The sequence below is a fragment of the Actinoplanes subtropicus genome (genome assembly GCF_000721705.1).
Taxonomy (GTDB): Bacteria; Actinomycetota; Actinomycetes; order Mycobacteriales; family Micromonosporaceae; genus Actinoplanes; species Actinoplanes subtropicus.
The window spans coordinates 1-25714 of record NZ_JOJL01000052.1 but is presented as its reverse complement, the minus strand read 5'-3'; the positions used below and the strand labels follow the sequence as shown (position 1 = coordinate 25714).

Genomic DNA, 25714 nt, shown 5'->3' with positions numbered 1-25714 from the left:
GCATAGACGTGATCTTATGGTTGGAGTGATAAATACATCCCATGTCCTCGCGACGTCAGACGCACTCGGGATTAGGTGGAGGGGGATGAACGAGGAACCGCCGGTGGCCGAGGCGGTGGGCATCACCAAGAGGTACGGCCCGACCGTCGCGCTGGACCGGGCCGGGCTCACGGTGACCGCGGGCGAGACACACGGGCTGGTGGGCCGCAACGGGGCGGGCAAGTCGACGCTCGTGTCGATCCTGACCGGGCTGCAGGCCCCGGACGCCGGCGTGGTGACCTTCGCCGACCGGCCCGCGCCACGACTGGCCGACCGCGACGCCTGGCGCCGGCGGGTGGCGTGCGTCTACCAGAAGTCGACGATCATCCCGGCGCTCACCGTCGCCGAGAACCTCTTCCTCAACCGGTACGACAAGCGGCGCTCCGGGTTGGTCAACTGGTCCGCGCTCCGCCGCCGCGCCGCCGCGCTGCTGGAGGAGTGGTCGATCGAGGTCGACCCGCGGACCCTCGCCGGCGACCTCTCCGTGGCCCAGCGGCAGTTCGTGGAGATCGCCCGGGCGCTGTCCTTCGGGGCCCGCTTCATCATCCTCGACGAGCCGACCGCCCAGCTCGACGGGGCGGCGATCAACCGGCTCTTCGAGCGCATCCGGGTCCTGCAGCGGCAGGGCGTGACCTTCCTGTTCATCAGCCACCACCTGCAGGAGATCTACCAGATCTGCGACCTGGTGACGGTCTTCCGGGACGCCCGGCACATCATCACCGCGCCCGTCGCCGACCTGCCCCGCCCCGAACTCGTCGCCGCCATGACGGGGGAGGCGGCGACGACCAGCCCCCGGGAACGCACCGGGGGTGCCGCCGGCGGCGTGCGCCCGGCGTTGGTCGTCGAGGACCTGACCGGTGCCGACGGCACGTACCGCGAGGTGGCGTTCCGGATCGCGGCCGGCGAGATCGTCGGCCTGGCCGGCGCGGCGAGCAGCGGGCGCACCGAGGTCGCGGAGACGATCGCCGGGCTCCGGGCGGCCGCCGCCGGCCGGATCGAGATCGCCGGGCGCCGCCCGCGCCCGGGCAGCGTGCCCGGCGCGCTGTCGGCCGGCGTCGGCTTCGTCCCCCAGGACCGGCACAGCCAGGGTTTCGTCCCGGACATGTCGATCGCCGACAACGGCACGCTGTCGGTGCCCGGACGGATCGGCCGGCGGGGATTCATCCGGCCGCACCGCCGGGACGCCCTCGCCGCCGCCATGATCGAGAACCTGGCGATCAAGACGCCGAGCCCGCGGCTGCCGGTGTCCGGGCTGTCCGGTGGCAACCAGCAGAAGGTCGTCATGGCGCGAGCCCTGGCCGACGACCCCCGGCTGCTGGTGCTGATCAACCCGACGTCCGGTATCGACGTGCGCTCCAAGGAATTCCTCCTCGGCAAGGTGGAGGAGACCGCGCGGTCCGGGGCCGGCGTGCTGATCGCCTCGGACGAGCTGGACGACCTGCGGGTCTGCGACCGGGTCCTGGTGATGTTCCAGGGCCGGGTGACCACCGAGATGGCCGCCGGCTGGCACGACCACGAGCTCGTGGTCGCGATGGAAGGGATGGATCTCGATGCCTGACACGGCCGTGGCGAACTCCCCCGCACCGGACGCCGCGGCCACCGCGGCATCAGCCTCAACGGCGGCAAGGGCACCATGTTCGGCGCGTTCACCGGCATCCTGCTGCTGTTCATGATCCAGAACGTGCTCACCCTGGCGGGCGTCCCGGCTCAGTGGATCGGGGCGTTGAACAGCCTGATCATCCTGGCCGCCTTGATCGTCTCCCGGATCACCGGCGGCAAGGTCCAGGACTGATGACACGCATCGTCGCCCTGGGCGTTGGCGCCCAGATGCACCCGGACTCCCTCCGGAAATATGCCTACCCCGGCGGGCCCGTGTGGGCCGCTCGTGGCTGAGCCCCCGGGTGTCGCTGCTACCCTGCGGGCGAGGCCGGGTGGGGAGGTGTCCGCATGTCGTTGACCGACAAGGCCATCGCCCGCATCCGTGAGCTGATCCAGTCGGGCGAGCTGCCGCCCGGGGCGAAGCTGCCACCCGAGCCGGAACTCGCCGCGCAGCTCGCCGTCTCCCGCAACCTGCTGCGCGAGGCGGTCAAGGTCCTCGCGGCGGCCCGGGTCCTCGAGATACGCCGCGGCGACGGTACCTACGTGACCAGCCTGCAGCCCGACCTGCTGCTCGGCGGCCTGGGCAGTGCCGTGGAGATGCTGCTGGGCGACGCCGGCACGCTGCTCGACCTCATGGAGGTGCGCCGCCTGTTCGAGCCGGTCGCCACGGCACTCGCCGCCACCCGGATCCGCCAGGCCGGCCTCGCGGAGGTCAAGCGGCACCTCGACGCGATGCGCGAGGCCCGCGACGACGTCAACCTGCTCAACCACCACGATGCCGCGTTCCACCGCGCCGTCATCGCGGCCACCGGCAACGAGACCCTCATGACGCTGCTGGAGGGAATCTCCAGCCAGACCGTGCGCGCCCGGATCTGGCGGGGACTCGTCGACGGTGCCGCCGCCGGCCGCACGCTGGCCGAGCACGAGGCGATCTACCTGGCGCTGGTGGCGCGGGACGGCCCGCTCGCCCAGTCCACGGCCCTGGTGCACGTCAGCAACACCGAGGGCTGGCTGCGCGAACACCTGAACGTTCAGCGGTAGCCGGCGGCGACGATGTTCGCCTGCACCGCGTTCTCGGTGGCGTCCGACGGGTAGCCGGCCACCATGGCGCCCTCGTAGAAGGTGCCCGCGCTGAGATTCGCCCCGCCGCTGGGTTTGCAGCAGTCGCCGCCGCTGCCCAGGACGATGGCGCCCTGCTTCTTCATCGGGCTGTACCCGTTCGGCAGCGCACCGTCCCACATGGTCGCCAAGCTGCCGGACTGCGCGTTGCTGCCCTTGAGCGCGAACCGGGACGTGCCGTTGTTCTTCAGCATCGCGGTGACGAACTTGCCCGGGAGGGCGCGCTGGTTCGGGTTCCACGACTGGCTGCCGCCGGAATAGAGGCCCCACTCCAGGTCGGCCTGCACCCACGGGCCGGAGCCGGAGCAGCCGCCGAACCAGCACTCGGTGCCGAAGTTGATCGCGTCCATCGCGCCCGCGGCGTCGGCGGTGCGCGTCGTCTCGCTGTTGCCGTAGTCGAAGCAGCAGCCGCTGTTGACGTGGGTGCCGCTGGTCACCATATAAAGGCCTTCCGGGGCGGTGCCGGTGGGCACGCCGGTGAGATGCCCGTCCCGCCAGTAGCTGTTGCCGGGATTGAGGTAGAGCGAGTACGCCTTGCCGCCACCGATCGTCAGCGACTCGGAGGTGGCCCGCGCCGGGCTGCTCTGCGGTGAGCCGGGCACCGCCGCCGAACCCTGGTACCACATGTCGTTGCCCCGGCCGGACTGGTCGTAGACGACGGTGACGACACAGGTGGTGCCGGCGCAGAACGAGTCCTGCGTCGCGGCGTTCGCGGTCCCGCCGGGGGCGAGCAGGCCGATGTCCCTGGTGGTGTTGTCGGACGAGCGCCGGACCTGGTAGAGATTCCCGGCGTACGCGTGGTAGAGAGCTCGCACGGTGCTGTGTGCGGCGACGCACGGCGTGCCGCCGGCCGCATAGAGGTCGCACGGCAGGCTGCCGGCCGGCGGCACGGTGGTCGGGGGCGGGCTGCTCGGCGGGGTGGCCGTGGTCCACTGCTGGTTGGCCCCGCCGTTGCAGGACCACAAGATGATCTTTGTGCCGTTGGCCGTGGCGGCGCCGGTGGCGTCGAGGCACAGCCCGGACTGTGTGCCGGTGATGGTGCCGTTGGCGTTGACGTTCCACTGCTGGTTGGTCTGGCCGTTGCAGTCCCAGATGATCACCATGGTGCCGTTGGTGGTGCCCCGCCCGCTGGCGTCCAGGCACTTGGTGCCGAACACCGTCAGCTGGCCGCCGTTGGTGGTCCAGCGCTGGCCGTCGCCGCCGGTGCAGTCGGACAGCTGGGTCTGGGTGCCGTTGGCCGAGCCGGGTGCGTCCAGGCAACGACCGGACTGGCCGCCGACGATCTGTCCGTCCTGCGCGGCCGCCGCGGCCGGTGGGCCCGCCGCGGCCGCCGCGCCGGCCCCGGCAACGACGGCGGCGGCGACGGCGACCCAGAACCGGCGGGCCGGGGAATCGGCCGTTGCCCAGGCGCTACGGGCATGTCGAAGCATGGTGAGACCTCCCTATCGGGTCCATTTCTGGTTGGTGCCGCCGTTGCAGGTCCACAGCTGGACCCGGGTGCCGTTCGCGGTGGCCTGTCCGTTGACGTCGAGGCACAGCCGGGACTGGACGCCGACGATCGTGCCGTCGTTGGACAGCATCCATTTCTGCTGGTTGCCGCCGTTGCAGTCCCAGATCTCGACCGCGGTGCCGGCCGTCGTTCCCTGGTCGCGGGCCTGCAGGCACTTGCCGAGGACCCGCAGCTCGCCGGCCGCGGTGGGGGAGTAGCTCTGCCCGGCGCCGCCGGTGCAGTCCCAGATCTGGGTGGTGGAGCCGTTCGCCGAGGCGCCGCCGGCGATGTCCAGGCAGCGGCCGGACTGGTTGCCGGTCAGCCGCGGATAGGTGGGCAGGGCGATCGCGCCGGTCGCCGTGTCCACTCCCCAGGAGGGGTACCAGCTCAGGGCCGCGGTGCCGCTGGCGGTCAGCGTGATGGGCAGCCAGACGGGCAACGAGGAGTACAGGTCTCCGGCGTTCCAGCGGTCGCCGACGTACACGTAGTTCGTTCCGGCGGCGCCGCTGACCGGCAGCAGGAACGAGGTCTGCGAATCGTACGTACGGGTGCCGGCCGGCGCCACGTTCGTGAACGCGCTCCACGGCCCGGCCGGCGAGGTGGCCGTGGCGTACACGTTGTCGTTGGTCCCCCACCCGGTCAGGTGCGAGGTGAGCAGGAAGTAGCGGCCGCCCACCTTCGCCATCGCCGGCGCCTCGAGCGACGGGAAGGTGGCGACGGTGCTCTGCGCGGAGGTGTAGTCGGCAGTCAGGCGCTCGATGCGCATGCCGGCGGCGGGGTCCTCGTGGATCAGGTACGCGGTGCCGTCGTCGTCCTTGAACAGGCCCAGATCGCGGCTCGGGTGGCCGAGCGGCCGGCTCGCGCCCAGGTACGTGTACGGCCCGCAGGGCGTGTCGCTGACCGCGACCCCGGCACGCTGGTCGTTGTACGAGGTGTTGTCGATGTGCATCCACATCACGTACTTGCCGGTGGTGCTGTTGTGGATCACCTTGGGCCGTTCCACGATCCGCCCGGCCGCGAGGTCGCCGCTGCCCTGCCGGGACAGGGCGTCGACCTGCCGGGTCCAGTGCACCAGGTCGGGGGAGGAGTAGCAGGCCACCGCGGTGAACGTGGACCCGGCGACCTTGTCCTCGCCCACCAGGTAGTAGGTGCTCCCGACGGTGAAGAGGCCGGCGCCGTGGGCCTGCAGCCGGTTGCCGGCGGTGTCGGTCCACATCGTGCCGGGAACCACGGTCGCGGTGGCTGCCTCCGCCGGGGACGGGCCGCCGGCCAGCACCGATGCGGCGACGGCCGACGCGGCGAGAACGGCCGTCAGACGACGAGGTTTGTCCATGACTCCTCCCGCAATGATCGAATCGGTTCGATGAACACTAGGGGGATCGGTACGACACTGTCAAGCGAGGTTGATCGATGAATTCCTACCGGTCAAGGCGCGGCCGCGCTGCCGTCACGGGCAGCTTGGACGTCGTACTGGCGTCGTCAATACATTGACTACCGTCACTTGACTGCCTTCATGAGTGCGACTTACCGTGCAGCACATGGCGCCACGCGCCAGAATCGGTTCGACTCATGGGGAGGTGGAGCTGATGTCCAGACAGAGACCGTTGATCGGGCTGGCCGCGGCGTCGGCGGCCGTCCTCGCCGCCACCGGAGTGCTGGCGTTCGGCAACGGAGCGACCGCGTCGGCCGGCGGTGCCCGCCCGCTCGCGGCGACCGCGGGCTGCGGCAAGGCGCCGACGCTGGCCAGCGGTGCGCACACGATTCAGAGCGGTGGCCAGAACCGCACCTACATCCTCCGGGTCCCGGCCAACTACGACAGCAACCGCCCCTATCGGCTGATCTTCGGCTTCCACTGGAACGGCGGAACCGCCAACGACGTCGACTCCGGCGGAACCGACGGCTACAACTGGTCCTACTACGGACTCCGCCGCCTGGCCGACAGCGCGAACAACGGCACGATCTTCGTCGCGCCCCAGGGCAACGGCAACGGCTGGGCCAATCCCGGCGGCCAGGACGTCACGTTCGTCGACGACATGATCAGGCAGATCGAGGCGGGCCTGTGCGTCGACCCGGCGCAGCTGTACTCGGCCGGCTTCAGCTACGGCGGAGCCATGTCGTACGCCCTCGCCTGTGCCCGGGCGACCGTCTTCCGCGCGGTGGCCGTCTATTCCGGTGCCACGCTCAGCGGGTGCAACGGTGGCAACCAGCCGATCGCCTACATCGGATTGCACGGCGTCCGGGACAACGTGCTGCCGATCTCGAACGGGCGAGGACTGCGCGACACCTTCGTACGGGCCAACGGCTGCTCCCCGCAGAACCCGCCCGAGCCCGCGCAGGGCAGCCTCACCCATGTCGTCACCATGTACTCCGGATGCCGGGCCGGCTATCCGGTGGCCTGGGCACCGTTCGACGGCGGCCACGACCCCGGCCCGATCGACGGGTGCACCTGTGGCGGCTGGCGCAGCTGGACCCCCGGCGTGGTCTGGAACTTCTTCTCCCAGTTCGACACCGGCCAGCCGCCCACCACACCCCCGACCACTCCGCCGCCGGCCGGCAAGCAGCTCGTCGGCAGCCAGTCCGGTCGGTGCGTGACCGTGCCCGCCTCGAGCGCCGGCACCCAGGTCGAGCTGCGGGACTGCGCCGCGCAGTCCAACCAGGCCTGGACCTACACCGACGGCCGGCAACTGCAGGCCGCCGGCGGCATGTGCCTGGACGCGAGCGGCGGAGGCACCGCCAACGGCACGGCGGTGATCATCTGGGCCTGCAACGGCCAGGCCAACCAGCAGTGGACCGTCAACGCCAACGGCACCGTCACCGGCGCGCAATCCGGGCTCTGCCTGGACGCGACCGGCGCCGGCACGGCGAACGGCACGAAGATCATTTTGTGGTCCTGCAACGGTCAGCCCAACCAGCAATGGACCCTGCGCTGACGCGTTCCGACCCGGCGACCGCGGTGCGGTGGGCTCCGGTCCGCCGCACCGCACCGTCCATGGCATGCTTGTCCTCCGCCACCGGCGATCATCGAAGGAAAGCGTGGACGACATGCGGCAGGACCGATGCAGGCTGCGGGTGGGGTCGTGACGGAGTTCGCCGAGCGGTACGGGCCCTGGGCGGTGGTCGCCGGGGCATCACAGGGCATCGGCGAGGCGTTCGCTCGCGCGCTGGCCGGCCGCGGGACAAACCTGGTTCTCGTGGCACGGCGGCCGGAGCCGCTGACGGCGCTGGCGGAAGCCTTGCCGGTGCGTACCGTCACCGTGGCGGCGGACCTGGCCACCGCGGCGGGCCTTGCCGCGGTCTTCGCGGCGACCGCGGAGCTGGAGGTCGGGCTGGTCGTGGCCAACGCCGCCTACTGGCCGTCCGGGTTGTTCGTCGACGCCGCGGAGGGTGACCTGCAGCGCATCATCGACCTCAACTGCGGCGCGCCGGTCCGCCTCGCGCGCCACTATCTTCCGCCGATGGCGGCCCGGCGCCGCGGTGGCCTGATCGTCATGTCGTCCGCCTCCGGGCTGCAGGGCAATCCTCTGTTGACCGCGTACGCCGCGAGCAAGGCGTTCGGTGCCGTCCTCGCCGAGGGGTTGTGGTGGGAGATGCGGGGCAGCGGGGTCGACGTGACCGCCTGCGTCGCCGGAGCCGTGTCGACTCCGGGCCTCACCGCGGGCGGCCGGCGCCCGCCACCCGGCACGGTCGCTCCCGACGAGGTCGCCGCGGCCGCGCTGGCCGGGCTCGGGCGTGGTCCGCGCGTGGTGCCGGGAGCGCTGATGCGCGTCTCGACGGCGCTGATGAGCCGGCTCATGCCGAGAAAATCGGCGATCGACCTGATGGCCCGCGCCACCAAGGCGGCGCTCCCGTCGGGCGACGACAAGGACGGAGCGGCCTGACCTGGCCGACCGCGCCGGCCTGGCCGCCGACGGCGACTTCGCCCGCTTCCGCGGCGAGGTGCGCGACCTGCTGGTCGGCCAGAGCAACCGCATCCTGCTGCCCTGCCGCCCGCCCGAAAACTAAGCATGTCGCCAAAGGTTCAGTCCGTAACTAACAGCCCGGTGGCCGGCTAACGCGGTGGAGGGCCGCCGGAGTTACGGGAAACACTTCTGAGCAGGGGCTTAGCGGTCCGAGAGCTCGGAAGCTCAACGCCGTTCCGGTGCCGCACAGTTGGAGGAGCGACAGGGGGCGACACGTGACGGAGGACGAAGGCTGGCCCCGCGGCACCACGGGCGAGCTCGCCTCGGTGCGGGCGGCAGCGGTCAGCGGTGCGGCGCTCGTGCTCATCCTGCTGAGCGCCGCGGCCGTTTGCGTCGCGCTGCTGCTGGTCTTGCGGGCCTTCGCGTGAGCGAGCCGGGACTGGTCGTTCTCCGCGCCGCCGAGATCCTCGACGGGTGGTGGATGGGCGTGCAGGGTGTCACGCCGGCACGGGCCGAGCGGGCGATCCGCCGCGTGCTGCTGGCGCGGGGGCTCCCGTCGGGAGATGGGACGGTCTACCCGCCGGCCGCCGTGTTGTACCTGCCGCCGGCCTGCTATCGGCGGAGCGGACCGCTGGTCGAGGCCGAGCTCCCGGCGATGGAGCGCCGGGTCGCCGCGCGGCTCGATCGGGACGATCCTGCCCCGCTGCGGCTGTCCGTGCGTCCCGACGCCCGCGTCCGGCGCCCGCAGGTCGCGGCGCCCGCGGTCGGCGACGTCGCGGCGGTGCGCCGACGCCGTCGCCGGGACATCGACCGGACGCTGCTCAACGCGACCCTGCTCGATCCGGCCCGGTATACGCCCGGAGCGGCCGGCCTGGCGCTGCGGCCGCGCGACGGCGCCGCCCCGCCGATCCCGGTGCCGGCGGGCGGCCTCGTGGTCGGCCGCGACGATCGGCGTTTCGGGCGGATCCTCGACAGCAGCGCCTCGCGCCGGCACCTCGAGCTCACCCCGGCCGGGGCCGGCCTCCTGCGCTGCCGTGACCTCGGCTCGCGGAACGGCACCTGGGTCGACGGTGTCCGGATCACCGAGGCCGTGGACCTGCGACCCGGGCAACGCCTGCGCGTCGGCGACACCGAGTTCCACCTCGTCTTGCACGACTGCAGCCACCGGTCGGCCGTCGCCCAAAAGTAGAATTCCGCAGTGCCGCGCTTGATCGACCATCATTGTCACGGGCCCGTGGCCCATGACCTCGACCGCGCCGGGTTCGAGGCGCTGACCACCGAGTCGGATCGGCCGCCGCCGGCCGGGTGTTCCGCGCTCGACTCGCAGCTCGGCTTCGCGCTGCGCCGGTGGTGCGCGCCGGTGCTGGGACTGCGGCCGCACGCCGACGGCGACGCCTATCTCGCCCGGCGACGGGAGCTGGGGGCCGCGGAGGTCAACCGGCGGCTGCTGCGGGCCGCCGAGGTCGACGCCTATCTCGTGGACACCGGCTTCCACGGCTCGGAACTGCTCGGGCCGGCCGCGATCGCGTCGGCCGCGGGGGCGTCCGCGCACGAGGTCGTACGGCTGGAAACCGTGGCCGAGGAGCTCGGCGAGGTGACCGCGGAAGGGTTCGCCGACGCGTACACGGAAAGGCTTGCGCTGGCCACCGCGCACGCGGTGGGGGTGAAGTCGATCATCGCCTACCGTCATGGGCTGGACTTCGATCCGCAGCGCCCGGCGCGGCGGGAGGTGATCGAGGCGGCCGGGCGCTGGCTGCGGCACGGGCGGCCGCGGATCGCCGACCCGGTGCTGCTGCGGCACCTGCTCTGGGCCGGCGTCGACCGCGGGCTCCCGGTGCAGCTGCACACCGGGTTCGGCGACCCCGACCTCGATCTCGCCCGCTGCGACCCGGCGCTGCTGACCGGGTTCCTGCGGGCGACCCGGGACCGTGGCGTCCCGGTCATGCTGCTGCACTGCTACCCGTACCACCGGCAGGCCGGCTTTCTCGCGCAGGCGTTTCCGCACGTGTACGCGGACGTCGGGCTGGCGCTCAACCATGTGGGCGCGCGGGCCGAGGCGGTGCTCGCCGAGTCGCTCGAGCTGGCGCCGTTCCACAAGGTGCTCTATTCGTCGGACGCGTACGGCCTCGCCGAGCTGCACCACCTCGGCGCCGTGCTGTTCCGGCGGGCGTTCGCCGCGGTCACCGGGGCCTGGGTGCGCGACGGCCACTGGTCGGCCGGGGACGCCGAGCGGGCCGGTGAACTGATCGGTTCGGGCAACGCGCGACGGGTTTACGGATTGACGGATTGACGGATTGAATGGTGTCGCTATTTGCTTGACCCGAGGGGGCGATCGCCATGTCCGAGCTCCGCCGCGGTCTGAACGTCTGGGAAGCGATCGGCATCTCGATCGCGCTGATGGCGCCGTCGATGGCCGCGAACATCAATCCGCAAGCCACGGCGGGTTCGGTCGGCCGGGCCGTGCCGCTCGCCTTCGGGCTGGCCACCGTCGGCGTGCTGCTGGTCGCGTACGCGTTCGTCCGGCTCTGTCAGCACTTCCACCATGCCGGATCGGTCTACGGTTTCGTCGGCGCCACCCTGGGTGCCCGGGCCGGACTGGTCGCCGGCTGGGCGCTGCTGGGCACGTACGTGCTCTACGGCGTGGTCACCTCGACCGCGGCCGGCATCTTCGGCGCCTCCTTCCTCGACGAGGTGGGCGCCTGGAAGCATCAGCCGTCCTGGGCGCCGTTCCTGATCGGCACGCTCGCCCTGCTCGGCGTCCTGGCGCTGACCGTCTCGCCGGTGCGCTCGGCCACCCGGGTGCTGCTCACCGCCGAGGGCGCCACGGTCCTGCTGATCCTGGTGATCAGCCTGGTGGTGCTGATCCGCCTGCTGAACGGCTCGGCGCCGCACGGCCGCACGTTCACCTGGAGCGTCTTCTCGGTCGCGCCCGGCACGGACGTGTCGACCCTGTTCCTCGGCGCGGTCTTCGGTTTCCTCTCGTTCGCCGGTTTCGAGGCGGCGGCGACCCTCGGCGAGGAGTCCCGGCGGCCGCGGCGGGACATTCCCCGGGCGATCCTGGGCACCGCGATCTTCGGCGGCGTCTACTTCATCGTCGTCACGGCCATCGAGGTGATGGGCTTCGGCACCGACGACGCCGGGGTGAAGGCGTTCACCAACTCCGGCTCGCTGCTCGGCGACCTCGGCACCGGCTACGTCGGCGCCTGGGCCGGCAACCTGGTCACCCTCGGCGCGGCGGTCAGCGCCTTCGGCTGCGCGCTGGCCTGCGGGGTGGGCGCGGCCCGGCTGGCGTTCGCGTTCGGCCGGGACGGGGTTGCGCCGGCCCGGTTGGGTGCCGTCTCGCCGCGTCTCGGGACACCGCACGTCGCGGCGCTTACCGTGGTGGTCATGATGGGGGCGGTGGTGCTGCTCGACGCGCTGGCGTTCGGTGCCTCCGCGTTCGAGGTCTTCCTCTGGTCGGGCACGATCGGCACGCTCATCCTGCTGGTGGCGTACGTACTGGCCACGCTGGGCGCGATCCGGCTGCTGTTCTTCTCCGGCCGGCGGCTGGTCCCGGCGTGGCAGATCGTGATCCCGCTGCTCGCGCTCGTGGTGGTCGGCTACACCCTGTATCGCAACGTCATCCCGTACCCGACCGGCGCGGCCCGCTGGTTCCCGGTCGTCTGCCTGATCTGGCTGGCGATCGCGGTCGTCTATGTCATCGCCCGGCCGGGCGTGGCCCGTCGAGCCGGGCGGCAGCTCGCCGTCTCGACGGCGCCGGAACTGGAGGAAGACCATGTCTGACGTCGGCCGGCTGCACGACCTCGGGGTCCGTGCCGTCATTCTGTCGTACGTGGACACGGCCGGGATCAACCGCATCAAGACCGTCCCGCTGTCCCGGCTGGACGATGCGGTGCGCTGGGGCGTCGGCATGTCCCCGGTCTTCGACACCTTCCTCGCCGACGATTCGATCACCAGCACCGGCCTGCTCGGCGGCCCGGACGGCGACCTGCGGCTGCGGCCCGACCTCGACCGGCTCGTCGCGCTGGCCGCGCAGCCGGGCTGGGCCTGGGCGCCGGCCGACCGGTTCACCCAGGAGGGCGAGCCGTGGATCGCCGACCAGCGCGGCTTCGCCCGGCGGATGACCGAGCTGGCGGCGGCCGGCGACGTCACGTTCCGGATGGCGATCGAGATCGAGTGGGCGGTCGGGCGCGACGACGACGACTTCCTCCCGGCCTGCCGCGGCCCGGCCTACGGGATGACCCGGCTGGTCGAGCTCAGCGACTACTGCCGCGACGTGCTGGTCGCGCTGGAGGACCAGGGGATCGCCGTCGACCAGTTCCACCCGGAGTACGCGGCCGGCCAGTTCGAGGTCTCGGTCGCGCCGGCCGGCCCGGTCCGCGCCGCCGACGAGAGCGTGCTGGTGCGCCAGACGATCCGGGCCGTCTCGCAGCGGCACGGCCTGCGGGTCTCGTTCGCGCCCGCGGTGGTCGCCGGCACCGTCGGCAACGGCGGCCACGTGCACCTCTCCGCGTGGCGGAACGGCCGCAACCTCTTCGACGGCTTTCCCGACTCCGAGGGCGGGCCGGCCGCGGCCGGCATCCTCGCGCACCTGCCGGCGCTGCTCGCGGTCGGCGCGCCCACCCCGGCCAGCTACCTGCGGCTGGTGCCGTCCCACTGGGCCGGTGCCTTCGCCTGCTGGGGCGTGGAGACCCGGGAGGCGGCGCTGCGGTTCGTGCCGGGCACGGCCGGGCGGCCGGGCGCGGCCAACCTCGAGGTGAAGTGCTTCGACCTGGCGGCCAATCCCTATCTGCTGCTCGGCGCGCTGGTCGCGGCGGCGCTCGACGGCCTCGCCGCCGGCAAGTCGCTGCCCGAGCCGATCACCGGGGACCCGGCGAACCTTCCCGGCGTCCCCCGGCTGCCCACCAGCCTGGACGCCGCGACGGACGCCTTCGCCGGCACGCCGATGCTGCGCGAGGCGATGGGCGACGCGCTCTTCGGCGCCGTGGTCGCCGTCCGCCGGGCCGAGGCGGACCGCCTGCGCGACCAGGACCCGGCGGGGGTCGTGGCCGCGCTGCGCTGGGTCTACTGATCCGCCCGGATCAGCCGCAGGCCACGCCCGACAGGTTGAGGTGGCCGTTGTAGTCGGGCGGCGTCGAGTTCGCGACCTCGTCGGCGTGCAGCGCGCGGACGCTCACGCACAGGCCCTTGCCGTAGACCTTGACCGGGCCGGCGTAGTACTTGAAGGCGCCCTGATCCTCGTCGTAGTTGTTCTTGTAGTTGTCCTCGGCCCACCGCGAGTTGTACATCTCGAGGACCATCGGCGTCTTGTCGCCGTAGCGGGGCAGGCCGGACCGCTTCACGAGCGCCGCGCAGTTCCAGCCCGTGCCGGCGTCATAGTAGAGCTTGACGTCACTGCGGTAGTAGGTCTTGCCGTCGAGCCGGTCCGTCATCGGCACGGCCCACGAACGCACCAGCGTTCCGTCGCATCCGTACGAGGCGGCCGAGGCCGGCGACGCCGGCGCCGCGGTCGCGGCCAGGGCCGCCGCGGCGACGCAGAGCATGACCCGCTTGAACATGGTTCCTCCAGGAGCCGGATGTCGTGTCGGCACCGACTCTCGGCCCGCAACGGTGGCGTTCGGTAGCGCCTGACACGTTCTGACAACACCCGGCACCCCCTCACCCCGTGCGCACGTACGGAATCGTCTGCGGACCTTCCGGCAGCACACAGACCTTCGCTTGCGGGCCGCGCCGGGCGAGTTCGGCGTGCACCGCCGCGGCGATGTCCGGTACCGCGAACAGGTGTGCGGTGCGCAATTGCGCGTCGGTCAGGCCCGAGGTGTGTACGCCCACCCGCGCCCGGGTGAGCACCCGGGCCAGGATCTGCACCTGCCACTGGTCGGGCACGGTCGTGGTCCGCGTCTCGATCGCGGCCAGCAGCGCCGCCGGCGTCGGTGCCGACGCCAGCACCTCCCGGAAGGAGCCGTGGTCGGGGAACCCGTCGGAGCACTCGGCGGCGCAGATGATCAGCCCGCCCGGCCGTACCACGGTGGCCGCGGCGGACATGCCCTTGACCGCCTGGTAGAGGTTCTGGTCCAGCGGGAAGCCGGAATTGGTCGTCACCACGACGTCGTACAGTCCGGGCACCGGGCGCATCGACGTCCGGCGTACGGTCTCCCGTGCGGCCTCGTGCATCGGCAGGAGGTCGCCACCGAAGGCCGCGACGATTTCCTGTTCCCGGTTCAGCACCACGTCGAGGGCGTAGTCGACCCCGGTCGCCGCCGCGATCGCCCGGACGTCGTCGTGCACGGGGTTGCCCTCGCAGACGCCCCAGACGGCCCGCTCGTCGCCGATGTGCCGGGCGTCGTGCAGGACCAGGACCGTCTCCAGGGCGGCCAGGCCGGGCGCGACGAGCTTCGGGCCGCCGCTGAAGCCGGCGAAGAAGTGCGGCTCGACGAAACCGGTGGTGATCCGTACGTCGGCGTCCAGCCACAGCCGGTTCAGCCGCACCGGCACGCCGTTCACGACGCCGCAGTCGCGCAGCATCGCGGGATCGCGGCTGTCGTGGTTCACGATCCGCATGGTGTCGACGAAATCGTCGCCCAGCATGCTCCGGAGCTCGGCGTCGGTGTTGGCGCGGTGGGTGCCGGTCGCGACCAGGAGGGTCAGGTCGGTCCGGTCGACGATGCCGGCGAGCTCGGCGAGCAGGGCCGCCACCATGGCCTGGCGGGGCTGGGGCCGGGTGGCATCGCACAGCGACACCGCGACCGACTGGCCGGGGCGTACCCGGTCGCGCAGCGGTGCTCCGGCGACCGGGTGGCGGAGGGCGTCGCGCAGCACGCCGGCCGGGTCGGCGGCCGCCGCCTGCGCGACGGGTGTGATGACGGTCGTCCGGTCGGCGGGCAGCCGGAGCCGTAAGCCGTCGTGTCCATAGGCGAGAAGTATCTCGCGGTAGTCAGTCATAAGCCCCGGGCGGCCAGATTAATCCTACGAATCCCACTGACCCTAGAAGCCTCCGTCGAGCTAAGTCAAGGGTCCTCGGCCGTATCAAGCAGGCGAAATAGTGTTCAAAACGGACGATGCCGCGTTACGGCACTGTTACGGAAGGTGTCGATACTGTCACTAGACATGGGATGAATCCGTCGATAGATTGCGGCTACCCCGACCCGGGCCTGGTGGAGGTACTCATGGCTTCCGATGCCGCCGAGCGCGACGCCCCGTCGGGCGCGCCCGCCGTGTCACGAGGGCCGGGTTCGCCATCTCGCCGCCGCGACCGTGCCCTGCCCCGGGTGGGCCTCCGCGCGCTGCGGGTCGGGCCGGGCCTGATGTTACTGATCGTCGTGCTGGCCGCGGCCGCGCTGTCCCCGGTGTTCCTCACCACCCGGAACCTGGGCAACGTGCTGAGCCAGACGGCCGTGATCGCGATCCTGGCGCTGGCCCAACTGCTGGTGATCGTGACCCGCGGCATCGACCTGTCCGTCGGATCCACTCTGGCGCTCGCGGCCGTGGTCGGCGCGCTGGTGTTCGAGTCGGTGCCGTCGGGGGCCGGGGCCATTCTGGCGATGCTCGCCACCGGAACGGCGGTCGGCCTGGTGAACGGGGCGGTGCTGGTCTGGGGCCGGCTGCCGCACCCGTTCATCATGACGCTGGCCATGCTCAGCATCGCCCGCGGGCTGGCGCTGTGGCTCTCCGGCGGTCAGCCGATCAGCGGCATGCCGGAAGTGGTCCAGACCGTCGGCGGCGGCACGATCGGCTGGCTGCCGTACTCGGCGTTCCTGGTGGCCGGGCTGGCGCTGGTGACGCTGCTGCTCACCAGGTCGATGGTCTGGGGTCGCTGGATCTTCGCGGTGGGCGGGAACCCGGACGCCGCGCGGCGGGCCGCGATCCCGGTCAACGCGGTGCTGATCTCCGTGTACGTCCTGAGCGGACTGGCCGCCGGTATCGCGGCGATCGTCAACGCCGGCCGCCTCAACGGCGGGTCACCGACCTTCGGCGAACTGGCCGAACTGGACGCGATCGCGGCCGTGGTGATCGGCGGCGCGAGCTTTCACGGCGGCCGCGGGCACGTCGGCAACGCCCTGGTGGGAGCACTCATGATCGGCGTCATCCGGAACGCGATGAACCTGCTCGACGTCAACGCCTTCCTGCAGCCGATCGTGATCGGGATCGTCATCGTGATCGCGGTCGAGCTCGACGTCGTCCGCGAGCGCCTCGAGGAACGGCTGCGAGTCCTCCAGGCGGCCCGCTCATGACCGCGCCGATCAGGACCGCGCCGAGCGTGTTCGCGCTGAGCGTGCGCGGCGCCACCAAGCGGTTCGGTGCGGTGGTCGCGCTGGACGGCGTCGACCTGCACGCCCGGCGCGGCGAGGTGGTCGCCCTGCTCGGCGACAACGGCGCCGGCAAGTCGACGCTGATCAAATGCATCACCGGCGTGCTCCGGCTGGACGCGGGCACCGTCGAGATGGACGGCCGGCCGGTGGACGCGGGGTCGCCCGCGGCCGCCCGGGCGCTGGGCATCGAAACCGTGTATCAGGACCTGGCGCTGTTCGACAACCTCGACCCGGCGGCGAACTTCTACGCCGGACGCGAGATGACCGTGCCACGGTGGCTGCCCCGCGGGCTCCGGCTGGTTCGCCGGCGCGCCATGGCGCAGGCCACCGAGAACGTGCTGCGCCGGCTGGCGGTCGGCGTGCCGGACCTCGGCGCCGCCGTGGGCCTGATGTCCGGCGGGCAGCGCCAAGCGATCGCCGTCGCCCGCGCGGCGGCGTTCGCCACCAACGTGGTGATCCTCGACGAGCCGACGGCGGCGCTGGGCGTACGGGAGTCGAGGCACGTCCTCGACCTCATCCTGCGCCTGCGTACCGAGGGCGTCGCCGTCATCGTCGTGTCCCACGCGATGGATCACGTCATGGAGATCGCGGACCGGGCCGTGGTGATGCGCCGCGGCCGTACGGTCGGGGAGCTCGTGCCCCGGCCGGAGAACAGGGAACAGATCGTGTCACTCATCGTGGGCGGTGCGGGCTGACCACCCGAACGGGCCACCCGAAAGGGCCGCCCGAAAGGGCCACCCGAGACGGCCGCCCGAAAGGGAACGGACAACGATGCAGCGCGGATCCCGAATCATCACCATGGTGGCGGCCCTGACCCTGCCGCTGGCGCCGGCGGCCTGCTCCTCCGGCGACAAGGGCGGCAGCGGCTCGGCGGCGACCGGAACCCTCAAGGTCGGTTTCATCACCAAGTTCCCGGTCGACTTCTACGACACCATGGTCGACGCGGTGAAGAAGTACGACGGCGAGCACGCCGACGTCGAAGTCCTCTTCGGACAGGGCAAGAGCGGCACCGACGACGAAGGTGAGATCAACACCATCGAGGACATGATCGCGAAGAACGTCAAGGCCATCGCGATCACTCCCACCAGCCCGGCGGTTCAGCCCGCGCTGGACAAGGCGGTCCACGCCGGTATCAAGGTGGTGCTGGTCGACAACGACATCCCCGGCTGGTCCGGCAAGAGCTCGGTGGTGGCCACCGACAACCTGGCCGGCGGCAAGCTCGCCGGCACCTGGCTGGCCGGCCACCTGCCGGCCGGCGCCAGCATCGGCATCCTGCAGGGCCGGGTCGGCAACCCGTCGCTCGACGACCGGGTCAAGGGCCTGAAGGAGACCCTCGGCGACAAGGCCACCGTGGTCGGCGAGCCGGCCACCGACTGCGATCAGACCAAGGGCCTGAACGCCGCACAGGACCTGCTCACCGCGCACCCGAACCTGACCGCCATCTACGGCGCCTGCGGGCCGCCCATCGTCGGCGCCCTGCAGGCGATCAAGGGCGCGGGGAAGGCGCCCGGCAGCATCATCGTCGTCGGCTTCGACGCCTCACCCGGCGAGCTGAAGGCGATCAAGGCGGGCGACCAGGCCGGCTCGGTCGCGCAGTTCCCGGCCAAGATGGGGTCGCTCGGCGTCGAGACGGCCGTCGCCGCCGCTCGTGGCCAGTCCGTGCAGGCCACCTTCGACACCGGAACCGAGATGGTGACGAAGGACAACGTCGCGCGGTTCGGCTGACCGCCCATCGACGGGCGTCACTTGACTAACATGATACGTATGACCTATCTTGCAGGGGTGTAGCGGCGAGGATTCGCCGCCGGGCCAGCCGTCCGGGCTCCCCACCGACGACTCCACCGCTCTCGAGGAGTCCCGATGCCCCTGCTCTCACGTCTCCGGTACCGACCGCTGATCGCCGGTGCCGGCCTGTCGGCGGTGGCCGCGGCCACCGCCGTCGTGGCCTCCGCGTCGCCCGCGGCCGCGGCCACCACCACGTTCTACGCCGCCCCGGCCGGCAGCGGCACGGCCTGTTCGAGCGCTCAGCCGTGCTCCCTCGCCGGGGCGCAGGCGGCGGTGCGGTCGGCGGTCGCCGGCATGACCGGTGACATCGCCGTCCAACTCGCCGACGGGGCGTACCGGTTGTCCGCGCCGCTGCGGTTCACCGCGGCCGACTCGGGTACCAACGGCCACACCGTGATCTGGCAGGCCGCGCCCTCCGCCCACCCGGTCGTCACCGGCGCGCGGCAGGTCACCGGCTGGCGCCAGACCGACGCCGGGCGCAACATCTGGCAGGCGAGCGTCGGATCCGGGCTCGACACCCGGCAGCTGTACGTCAACGGCAGCCCGGCAATCCGCGCCCGCACCCAGGTGAACCGCTCCGATTTCACGGCGAACGGGACCGGCCTGCGGTTCACCAACTCGGCGCTGAACTACCTCAACTCGATCGCGAACCCGAGCCGGGTCGAGGTGGAAGCGATCAACTCCTTCACCGACCGCTACTCGCCGGTGCAGAGCATCGGCAACAACCTGCTGACCATGCGGCAGCCGGCGTGGAACAACAACAACCTCGGGTACGACACGCTCACCAGCCCCTTCCGGGCCGGCCCGATGTACCTGGAGAACGCGTACGAGTTCCTCGACTCGCCGGGGGAGTGGTATCTCGACCCGGGCACCGGCACGCTGTCCTACATCCCCCGCTCCGGGGAGTCGATGAGCAGTGCCGACGTGGAACTGCCGACCCTCGGCTCCCTCGTGGACGTGGGCGGCACGTATGACGCGCCGGCGCACGACATCACCTTCGCCGGCGTCGAGTTCACCGGCACCAGCTGGCTCGGTCCCAGCAGCGACCAGGGATACGCCGATCAACAGACCGGCGCCTACCTCGCCGGCAACTGGTCCTGGCCCAGCTTCGGCTCCTGCAGCTCCGGTTGCACCCAGTTCGAGGCCACCCGTCCGGGCTGGAGCCAGATGCCCGCCGCGGTGCAGGTGTCGGCGGCCAGCGCGATCACCTTCAGCGGCGACCGGTTCGTCAACCTCGGGCAGACCGCCGTCGGCATCGGCAACGACGCGAATGCGCACGCGAGCGGCGTCGGCCTGGGCGCCGGCTCGGTCACCGTCACCGGCTCGGTGTTCACCGGCGTCGCGGCGGGCGGAATCGTCGCCGGCGGCGTACGGGCCGACGCGCACCATCCCGGCGACAGCCGCATGATCAACCGGAACCTGACGATCAGCAACAACCTCGTGCACGACATCGGCACGGACTACCGCGGCATCGTCTCGTTTCTCACCACGTACGTCACGAACGCCGTCATCACCCACAACGAGGTCTACAACCTGCCGTACTCCGCCATCGCGGCCGGCTACGGCTGGGGCGCGAACGACGCCGGCGGCAGCAACGACTACGCCAACCGCGGCCTGTACAACTACCAGCCCCGGTACTCCACCGCGACGACCGCGAGCGGCAACCAGATCACCGCCAACTACGTGCACGACGTCATGCAGCAGATGAACGACGGCGGCTGCATCTACACGCTCTCGGCCAATCCGAACGGGCTGGTGAACGGCAACTATTGCCTGCACACCCACGGCTACTTCGGCCTGTACTTCGACGAGGGCTCCCGGTACTGGACCGCCTCCGGCAACGTCTTCTCCGACGTCGGGGTCTGGTCGACGGCCAACGCCAACGCCAACAACAACAGCGGCAACCTCACCGCGACGGGCAACTGGACGACCAACGGCACCACGTACATCGGCAACGACCGGGGCAACAACGTCTCCGGCAACACGACGGTCACCGGTGGCAACTGGCCGTCCGGCGCCCAGGCGGTGATGTCCTCGGCGGGCATCGCCTCGGGCAACCCGCCGTCCCTGCAGAACGTGGAGCTCGTCGGCGGGCAGTCCGGGCGGTGCGTCGACGTGCCGAACTCGACCACCACCAACGGCACCCAGGTCCAGCTGTACGACTGCTCCGGCAACGCCGGCCAGCGCTGGACGTACACCTCCGGAAGACAGCTTCAGGTGTACGGGACCAAGTGCCTGGACGCGTCGAACCAGGGCACCGCGAACGGCACCAGCGTGATCATCTGGGACTGCAACGGCCAGGCCAACCAGCAGTGGACCGTCAACGCCAACGGCACGATCACCGGGGTGCAATCCGGGCTGTGCCTGGACGCGAACGGCGCCGCCACCGCCAACGGCACGAAGCTCATCCTGTGGTCCTGCAACGGCGGATCCAACCAGCAATGGAGCACGCGCAACTGATCGCCGAACCACCGCCACACGCGAGACGCGCGCTGCGGCCTTGGGCCGCGGCGCGGGTCGCGTTGTCCCGGCGGGGCGATCCGGACCGGCGGGAACGGCGCCCACGCGTACGCCCGAATGGTTTGGTGTTGTCTTAGGCCTCGAAGCGGCGTTGGCGCCAGGAGCCGATGATGTGGTCGCGCATGGCCGCTTCCGCGGCGGGTGCGTCCTGGCGGGCGATCGCGTCGACCACCCGGGCGTGCTGGTCGAGGGTGGAGCCGAACGCGCCCTCGTACCGCATCCCGCGGTACCTCTTGCTCTCCAGGGCGCGGCGGTACAGGCGTTTGGTGATGTTCTCGGCCAGGCGGTTGCCGGAGAGCTCCATCACCGTGAGGTGAAAGACCACGTCCGCCTCGTTGAAGGAGTCGCTCTCGTGCTGCGTCTGCCGCATCACCTCGAGGGCCTGCTCGAGGCGGGCGAGCTCCTCCGCGGTGCGGTCGGCGGCCACCGCACCGGCCATGGCGGCCTCGAGACTGCCCCGCACGACGGTCAGCTCGTCCAGCACGCCGAGCGACTCGTCGTTGTCGATGAGCGCGGAGAGCACGACCGGGTCGAGCATGTTCCACGACCCGGAGCGCGTCACCTGGGTGCCCCGGCCCTGGCTGACGATCAGCAGGCCCTTCTCCTCGAGCCGCTTGGCGGACTCACGGATCACGGTGCGGCTCACGCCGAAGTGCTCGCTGAGCGGCCCCTCGGGCGGCAGCACCGCGCCCTCGGCGAGCTGCCCGGTGACGATGAGCTCGACCAGCTCGCTCACCACGGCGACGCCCAGCCGCTCGGCGCGCTGGCGAACAGGGAGTTTGAACCCGTCGGATGCGGCCGTCATGGCTCGTACCATACCGACCGATCGACCGTCACCCCTTGACCGCGCCGGTGAGACCGCCGACGATGCGGCGCTCGAAGAGGCTGAAGAACACCAGCGCCGGGATCATCGACAGCGAGGTGAACGCCAGCACCTTCGCGGTGTCGACCGAGTACTGCGACGCGAAGGCCTGCACGCCGAGCGGCAGCGTGAAGGTGTCCTGGTCGCTCAGGATGAACAGCGGCAGCAGGTAGCTGTTCCAGCTGCCGACGAACGCGAGGATCCCGGTGGTGATCAGGCCGGGCACGGAGAGCGGGAGCACCATCCGCCAGAAGAAGCCGATCCGGCCGCAGCGGTCGATGGCCGCGGCCTCCTCGAGCTCCTTGGGAATCGCCCGGAGGAAGGGCACCAGGATGATGACCGTCGTGGGCAGCCCGAACGCGATCTGGGGCAGGATGACGCCGGGCAGGGTGCCGACCAGTCCCAGGTTCTTCACCAGGATGTACAGCGGCGTGATCGCGACCGTCACCGGGAACATCAAGCCGGAGGCGAACAGGGCGTACATCGCGCCGCGGCCCCGGAACCGGTAGCGGGCCAGGACGTAGCTCGCCATGACGCCCAGCGTGACGACGCCGAGGGTGGTGGCGACGGCGACGATCGTCGAGTTGGCGATCTGCCGCCAGAAGACCCCGCTCGTCAGGACGCTGGTGTAGTTGCCGAACTCCCACGGGTCCGGCAGGCCCGCCGGGTTGACGGTGATCTGCGAGTTGGTGCGGAACCCGCCGGTGATGATGTAGAGGACCGGGCCGATCATGAGACCGACCAGGACCAGCGCAACGAAGTAGACGATCGGCCTGCGCGCGGACATCTCTAGGTTCCCTCGGTGAGCGCGCCCTCGGTGTCCCGGCGCAGAACGAAGCGCTGATAGAGCAGCGCGATGATCAACGAGATGACGAACAGAACCACCGCCACCGCGTTGCCGTAGCCGTAGTTGCCCGCGTTGCGGCCCTCGGTGACCATGTACGTCGCCATCGTCGAGGTGCCGGCGGTCGACGCGACGTACTGGCCCCAGATGATGTAGACGAGGTCGAACAGCTGCAGCGCGCCGATGATGGACAGGAAGGCCCAGATCCGGATGGTCGGCGCGAGCAGCGGCAGGGTGATCCGCCGCTGGGTCTGCCAGTAGGAGGCACCGTCCACGGCGGCCGCCTCGGACAGCTCCGGCGGGATGTTCTGCATTCCGGCCAGGAACAGGATCACGGCGAACCCGACGTACTTCCAGGTCAGGATGAACATCAGGGTCCAGATGGCGAGTTTCGGGTTCGACAGCCAGTCCTGTTTCAGCGAGCCGAGACCGATCCCCTGGAGTACGCCGTTGACCGCCCCGCTGGTCTGCAGCATCAGGCTCCAGGCGGTCCCGACGATGACTTCGGAGATGACGTACGGGACGAAGATGAGCACCCGGATGACCGACTGGCCGCGCATCTTCTGGTTGAGCAGCAGGGCGAGGCCGAGCGCGATCGGGCCCTGAATGACGATCGAGGCCACGACGATCACGCCGTTGTGCACCAGCGCCGCGAGGAAGGCGCTGTCCTGGAGAATCGTCTTGTAGTTGTCGAGCCCGACGAAGTTGGTCGGTACCCCGTAGCCCTTCCATTTGTAGAAGCCGTAGTACCCGGCCAGCAGGACCGGGAAGATGACAAACCCGAGGAACATCAGGATCGCCGGGCCGGACAGCGCCGCGATCTCCAGACGTTGCGCCCAGCCGATTCCGCGCCGGCGGGGACGGAACGGAGCCGGCGCGCCACCCCCGTTCCGTACCTGAATGCCGGCCGATTCCGCGGTGACCGTGGAACCCTTGCCGCCGCCCTCGCCGCTCATCGCTTGGCTTCCCTCAGCCCTTCTTGGCGGCTTCGTTCACGGCCTTGATGATTCCGGCGACGTCGCCCTTGCCGGCGAGCAGGTTCACGACGCTGACGTTCAGCGCGTTGCCCACGTTCTGGCCGTACAGCGTGTCGAGCCACTCCGAGACGTACGGCGCCTTGTTGTAGGCATCGAGGACCGCCTTGAGGTAGTCCTCGGTGATCACGCCCTGCGCCTCCTTGTTGACCGGCAGCGAGTTGAAGTCCTTGTAGAAGGCCTCCTGCACGTCCTTGGTCACCAGGTAGTTGAGGAAGTCGGCGCACTCCTTCGGCGCCTGCTTCGAGCACGAGTAGCCGTCCGCGCCGCCCATGATCGCGGCTGGGTCGCCCTGTCCGCCGGGAACCGCCGGGAACGGGAAGAAGCCGAGGTCGGGCAGCGGCTTGGTGTCCTTGGTCAGGGAGGCGATCACGCCCGGGTCCCAGGCCCCCATCAGTTCCATGCTCGCCTTGTGGTTGGCCAGCAGGCCCGCCGAGCTTCCGGCGCCCTGCTGGGCCGAGGTGGTCAGGAACCCGTCGTTGAACGGCTTGGTGTCGGCGAAGGCCTTGAGGTCGTTGCCGGCCTTCGTCCAGCAGGGATCGTCGAAGGTCTTGCTCTTGGCCGTGGCGTCGAGAGTGGCCTTGCTGCAGGCGCGCAGAGCGAAGAAGTAGTACCAGTGCGCGGCCGGCCAGGCGTCCTTGGCGCCGAGCGCGATCGGCGTTCCGTGGGCCTTGAGCTTGCTCACCGCCGCGGTGAACTCGTCGAAGGTCGTCGGCGGGGTCGTGACTCCGGCCTTGGTGAACAGGTCCTTGCTGTACCAGATACCGCCGGGCAGGACCGAGGCCGGAATCTCGTACGCCTTGCCGTCGACCTGCCCGTTCTTCAGCGCGGCGTCGCCCACCGCCTGCTTGGTCGCGTCCGTGATGTCGTCGGTGATGTCCTTGAGCTGACCGGCCTCCACCATCGCGGCCATCTTCCCGCCGCCGCGCTGAAGGAAGATGTCGGGCGCGGAGCCGGAGTTCAACGCGGTCTGGAGCTTGCCGTCGAGATCCTCGTTCTGGATCGCCTGGAGCTTGATCGTGACGTTCGGGTGGGCGGCGTGGTAGTCGGCGACCGTCTTTTCCCAGAACGCCTTGCCGGGACCGGTCGTGGCGTTCTCCCACAGTTGCATCGTGACGTTGCCGCCCGAGCTGCCTTTGTCGTCGTCACCGCTGCAGGCGGCCAAGCCCACGGTGGTCAACGCCAGCACGGCGGCCAAGGCGAGGGTCCTGTCAGGCGTCATGAAGATCACCTCTCGGGGCCGAAAGTTTCGGAGTGCTTCCGGAATATGACGCCCAAGTTAGGAAGTGATGCCGGTGGATGTCAAGATTTTCGGACCAGCGTCTTGAACTATCCGTGTAACGATTCCGAACCGAGGGTGAACCTGCGGGCGCCAGCACGCCGCGCGTCTCCTCGACGCGCGGCGGGCGTCCGGCGCGAATTACCGCAACCTGGCGGAAGTTGCGCGCGGTGAAGTCAGTTCAGGCTGAAGCGCTGGTTGGCCTGTCCGCTGCAGTCGTAGATCTGGACCTGCTGGCCGTTGCCGGTGCCCCAGACGTCCAGGCAGCGACCGGACTGCACGCCGGTGATGGTGCCGTTGGCGTTGACGTTCCACTGCTGGTTGGCCTGCCCGTTGCAGCTGTAGATCTGCACGGCCGAGGCGTTGCCGGAGCCGGCGGCGTCCAGGCACATGCTGCCGTACACGGTCAGCTGCTTGCTCGAGGTGAGCGTCCATTGCTGGTTGGCCTGGCCGTTGCAGTCGTAGAGCTGGACCCGGGTGCCGTTGCTGTGCGAGGAGTTCGGCACGTCGATGCACCGGCCGGACTGGGCGCCGACGATCCGGCCCCCTCCGCCGGGCGGCGGCGAGGTCGGGCCGCTGGTCGGCGGAGTGGTCGGCGGCGTCGTCTGGACCGGGCCGGCGCTGTTGAGGACGTTGAGGACCGAGGTGTACGCGGCCTTCTTGTTGCCGCCCCCGTCGAACAGCAGCGGGCTCTCGCTGGAGCGCCAGGAGTCGCTGTCGCGGACGCCCCACACGGTGATGCCGACGCAGCGGGGCACGTTGACGCAGGCCTGGGTGAGCCCGGCGTACTGCGTGGTCGAGGCGTTGGTGACGTCGACCTCGGTCAGGGCCACGTCCACGCCGAGGGCGGCGAAGCTCGACAGGGTGGTCTGGAAGTTGCCGGGCAGTGAGCTGCCGCCGGTGAAGTGGGTCTGCAGGCCGACGCAGTCGATCGGG

23 protein-coding genes are annotated in these 25714 nt (G+C 70.8%); 14 read left to right on the top strand and 9 right to left on the bottom strand.

Annotated features, from left to right (window positions below; genetic code table 11):
- The first annotated feature begins 85 nt into the window (after positions 1 to 85).
- From IH26_RS0147775 to IH26_RS0147765, 3 genes are all read left to right on the top strand, one after another.
- The gene (locus IH26_RS0147775) at positions 86 to 1597 is read left to right on the top strand and encodes a sugar ABC transporter ATP-binding protein (RefSeq protein WP_030442967.1); all 1512 of its coding nucleotides are present in this window, start codon (positions 86 to 88) and stop codon (positions 1595 to 1597) included.
- A 75-nt stretch (positions 1598 to 1672) separates the two neighbouring features.
- Positions 1673 to 1831 (top strand): hypothetical protein, encoded by a 159-nt coding sequence (locus IH26_RS59040; RefSeq protein ID WP_245666020.1) that lies wholly within the window; start codon positions 1673 to 1675, stop codon positions 1829 to 1831.
- Positions 1832 to 1986: 155 nt separating this feature from the next.
- Positions 1987 to 2679, top strand: coding sequence for a FadR/GntR family transcriptional regulator (locus IH26_RS0147765; RefSeq protein ID WP_030442966.1), 693 nt, complete (start codon positions 1987 to 1989; stop codon positions 2677 to 2679).
- Here the strand turns inward: IH26_RS0147765 and IH26_RS0147760 are convergent.
- Together IH26_RS0147760 and IH26_RS63620 are read right to left on the bottom strand one after the other, a co-directional pair.
- A complete protein-coding gene (locus tag IH26_RS0147760) occupies positions 2670 to 4187 on the bottom strand; it encodes an arabinofuranosidase catalytic domain-containing protein (RefSeq protein ID WP_051809839.1) in 1518 nt (505 codons plus the stop codon). The genes IH26_RS0147765 and IH26_RS0147760 overlap by 10 nt on opposite strands.
- A gap of 12 nt (positions 4188 to 4199) precedes the next feature.
- Positions 4200 to 5579, bottom strand: a complete 1380-nt coding sequence (locus IH26_RS63620; RefSeq protein WP_030442964.1) for a ricin-type beta-trefoil lectin domain protein — start codon at positions 5577 to 5579, stop codon at positions 4200 to 4202.
- Positions 5580 to 5832: 253 nt separating this feature from the next.
- Here IH26_RS63620 and IH26_RS0147750 point away from each other — a divergent pair, with 253 nt between their 5' ends.
- The 7 genes from IH26_RS0147750 to IH26_RS0147720 all read left to right on the top strand — a co-directional run bounded on the left by IH26_RS0147750 (position 5833) and on the right by IH26_RS0147720 (position 13216).
- Complete coding sequence (locus IH26_RS0147750) at positions 5833 to 7176, top strand: RICIN domain-containing protein (RefSeq protein WP_030442963.1); 1344 nt, start codon at positions 5833 to 5835, stop codon at positions 7174 to 7176.
- Positions 7177 to 7323: 147 nt separating this feature from the next.
- Positions 7324 to 8124 carry an SDR family NAD(P)-dependent oxidoreductase gene (locus tag IH26_RS0147745; protein ID WP_211268895.1) on the top strand — a complete coding sequence of 267 codons (801 nt, stop codon included), beginning with the start codon at positions 7324 to 7326 and terminating at the stop codon, positions 8122 to 8124.
- Between the two features lie 296 nt (positions 8125 to 8420).
- Positions 8421 to 8573 carry a hypothetical protein gene (locus IH26_RS60690; protein ID WP_157437776.1) on the top strand — a complete coding sequence of 51 codons (153 nt, stop codon included), beginning with the start codon at positions 8421 to 8423 and terminating at the stop codon, positions 8571 to 8573.
- Positions 8570 to 9334 (top strand): FHA domain-containing protein, encoded by a 765-nt coding sequence (locus IH26_RS56785; protein ID WP_051809837.1) that lies wholly within the window; start codon positions 8570 to 8572, stop codon positions 9332 to 9334. Before IH26_RS60690 ends, IH26_RS56785 begins: the two co-directional genes overlap by 4 nt.
- A 9-nt stretch (positions 9335 to 9343) precedes the next feature.
- On the top strand, positions 9344 to 10435 hold the full coding sequence (locus IH26_RS0147730) for an amidohydrolase family protein (RefSeq protein WP_030442960.1): 1092 nt from the start codon (positions 9344 to 9346) through the stop codon (positions 10433 to 10435).
- A 47-nt stretch (positions 10436 to 10482) separates the two neighbouring features.
- The gene (locus IH26_RS0147725; RefSeq protein ID WP_051809835.1) at positions 10483 to 11928 is read left to right on the top strand and encodes an APC family permease; all 1446 of its coding nucleotides are present in this window, start codon (positions 10483 to 10485) and stop codon (positions 11926 to 11928) included.
- On the top strand, positions 11921 to 13216 hold the full coding sequence (locus IH26_RS0147720) for a type I glutamate--ammonia ligase (protein ID WP_030442958.1): 1296 nt from the start codon (positions 11921 to 11923) through the stop codon (positions 13214 to 13216). Before IH26_RS0147725 ends, IH26_RS0147720 begins: the two co-directional genes overlap by 8 nt.
- A 10-nt stretch (positions 13217 to 13226) precedes the next feature.
- Here the strand turns inward: IH26_RS0147720 and IH26_RS0147715 are convergent, their stop codons facing one another.
- Entirely contained in the window at positions 13227 to 13703 is a 477-nt protein-coding gene (locus IH26_RS0147715) for a hypothetical protein (protein ID WP_030442957.1), read from the bottom strand.
- Positions 13704 to 13803: 100 nt separating this feature from the next.
- On the bottom strand, positions 13804 to 15087 hold the full coding sequence (larA, locus tag IH26_RS0147710; protein ID WP_030442956.1) for a nickel-dependent lactate racemase: 1284 nt from the start codon (positions 15085 to 15087) through the stop codon (positions 13804 to 13806).
- Between the two features lie 224 nt (positions 15088 to 15311).
- On the opposite strand from larA, the gene IH26_RS0147705 reads away from it, so the two are divergent.
- The 4 genes from IH26_RS0147705 to IH26_RS0147690 all read left to right on the top strand — a co-directional run bounded on the left by IH26_RS0147705 (position 15312) and on the right by IH26_RS0147690 (position 20699).
- Positions 15312 to 16376 (top strand): ABC transporter permease, encoded by a 1065-nt coding sequence (locus tag IH26_RS0147705; protein WP_211268894.1) that lies wholly within the window; start codon positions 15312 to 15314, stop codon positions 16374 to 16376.
- Positions 16373 to 17149: an ATP-binding cassette domain-containing protein gene (locus IH26_RS0147700; protein ID WP_051809833.1), complete on the top strand. Its 777-nt coding sequence runs from the start codon at positions 16373 to 16375 to the stop codon at positions 17147 to 17149. The genes IH26_RS0147705 and IH26_RS0147700 overlap by 4 nt, the downstream gene beginning before the upstream one ends.
- A 76-nt stretch (positions 17150 to 17225) precedes the next feature.
- On the top strand, positions 17226 to 18179 hold the full coding sequence (locus IH26_RS0147695; protein WP_051809832.1) for a sugar ABC transporter substrate-binding protein: 954 nt from the start codon (positions 17226 to 17228) through the stop codon (positions 18177 to 18179).
- Positions 18180 to 18314: 135 nt separating this feature from the next.
- On the top strand, positions 18315 to 20699 hold the full coding sequence (locus IH26_RS0147690) for an RICIN domain-containing protein (RefSeq protein WP_030442952.1): 2385 nt from the start codon (positions 18315 to 18317) through the stop codon (positions 20697 to 20699).
- A 133-nt stretch (positions 20700 to 20832) separates the two neighbouring features.
- On the opposite strand, the gene IH26_RS0147685 is transcribed toward IH26_RS0147690, so the two are convergent.
- The 5 genes from IH26_RS0147685 to IH26_RS0147665 all read right to left on the bottom strand — a co-directional run.
- Positions 20833 to 21564, bottom strand: coding sequence for a FadR/GntR family transcriptional regulator (locus IH26_RS0147685; protein ID WP_030442951.1), 732 nt, complete (start codon positions 21562 to 21564; stop codon positions 20833 to 20835).
- Between the two features lie 28 nt (positions 21565 to 21592).
- Positions 21593 to 22408, bottom strand: coding sequence for a carbohydrate ABC transporter permease (locus IH26_RS0147680; protein ID WP_030442950.1), 816 nt, complete (start codon positions 22406 to 22408; stop codon positions 21593 to 21595).
- 2 nt (positions 22409 to 22410) lie between these two features.
- The gene (locus IH26_RS0147675) at positions 22411 to 23421 is read right to left on the bottom strand and encodes a carbohydrate ABC transporter permease (protein WP_084599780.1); all 1011 of its coding nucleotides are present in this window, start codon (positions 23419 to 23421) and stop codon (positions 22411 to 22413) included.
- Between the two features lie 13 nt (positions 23422 to 23434).
- On the bottom strand, positions 23435 to 24721 hold the full coding sequence (locus tag IH26_RS0147670; RefSeq protein ID WP_030442948.1) for an ABC transporter substrate-binding protein: 1287 nt from the start codon (positions 24719 to 24721) through the stop codon (positions 23435 to 23437).
- A gap of 233 nt (positions 24722 to 24954) precedes the next feature.
- Positions 24955 to 25714 (bottom strand): ricin-type beta-trefoil lectin domain protein (locus IH26_RS0147665; protein ID WP_030442947.1); only part of this gene is annotated, 760 nt, incomplete at its 5' end.

Coding starts and splice junctions, on each gene's coding strand:
- IH26_RS0147680 (WP_030442950.1), bottom strand. CDS start 22,408: ATGTCCGCGCGCAGGCCGATCGTCTACTTCGTTGCGCTGGTCCTGGTC.
- IH26_RS0147685 (WP_030442951.1), bottom strand. CDS start 21,564: ATGACGGCCGCATCCGACGGGTTCAAACTCCCTGTTCGCCAGCGCGCC.
- larA (WP_030442956.1), bottom strand. CDS start 15,087: ATGACTGACTACCGCGAGATACTTCTCGCCTATGGACACGACGGCTTA.
- IH26_RS0147725 (WP_051809835.1), top strand. CDS start 10,483: ATGTCCGAGCTCCGCCGCGGTCTGAACGTCTGGGAAGCGATCGGCATC.
- IH26_RS0147675 (WP_084599780.1), bottom strand. CDS start 23,421: ATGAGCGGCGAGGGCGGCGGCAAGGGTTCCACGGTCACCGCGGAATCG.
- IH26_RS0147775 (WP_030442967.1), top strand. CDS start 86: ATGAACGAGGAACCGCCGGTGGCCGAGGCGGTGGGCATCACCAAGAGG.
- IH26_RS0147720 (WP_030442958.1), top strand. CDS start 11,921: ATGTCTGACGTCGGCCGGCTGCACGACCTCGGGGTCCGTGCCGTCATT.
- IH26_RS0147765 (WP_030442966.1), top strand. CDS start 1,987: ATGTCGTTGACCGACAAGGCCATCGCCCGCATCCGTGAGCTGATCCAG.
- IH26_RS0147690 (WP_030442952.1), top strand. CDS start 18,315: ATGCCCCTGCTCTCACGTCTCCGGTACCGACCGCTGATCGCCGGTGCC.
- IH26_RS0147715 (WP_030442957.1), bottom strand. CDS start 13,703: ATGTTCAAGCGGGTCATGCTCTGCGTCGCCGCGGCGGCCCTGGCCGCG.
- IH26_RS59040 (WP_245666020.1), top strand. CDS start 1,673: ATGTTCGGCGCGTTCACCGGCATCCTGCTGCTGTTCATGATCCAGAAC.
- IH26_RS0147700 (WP_051809833.1), top strand. CDS start 16,373: ATGACCGCGCCGATCAGGACCGCGCCGAGCGTGTTCGCGCTGAGCGTG.
- IH26_RS0147750 (WP_030442963.1), top strand. CDS start 5,833: ATGTCCAGACAGAGACCGTTGATCGGGCTGGCCGCGGCGTCGGCGGCC.
- IH26_RS0147670 (WP_030442948.1), bottom strand. CDS start 24,721: ATGACGCCTGACAGGACCCTCGCCTTGGCCGCCGTGCTGGCGTTGACC.
- IH26_RS63620 (WP_030442964.1), bottom strand. CDS start 5,579: ATGGACAAACCTCGTCGTCTGACGGCCGTTCTCGCCGCGTCGGCCGTC.
- IH26_RS0147695 (WP_051809832.1), top strand. CDS start 17,226: ATGCAGCGCGGATCCCGAATCATCACCATGGTGGCGGCCCTGACCCTG.
- IH26_RS0147705 (WP_211268894.1), top strand. CDS start 15,312: ATGGCTTCCGATGCCGCCGAGCGCGACGCCCCGTCGGGCGCGCCCGCC.
- IH26_RS0147760 (WP_051809839.1), bottom strand. CDS start 4,187: ATGCTTCGACATGCCCGTAGCGCCTGGGCAACGGCCGATTCCCCGGCC.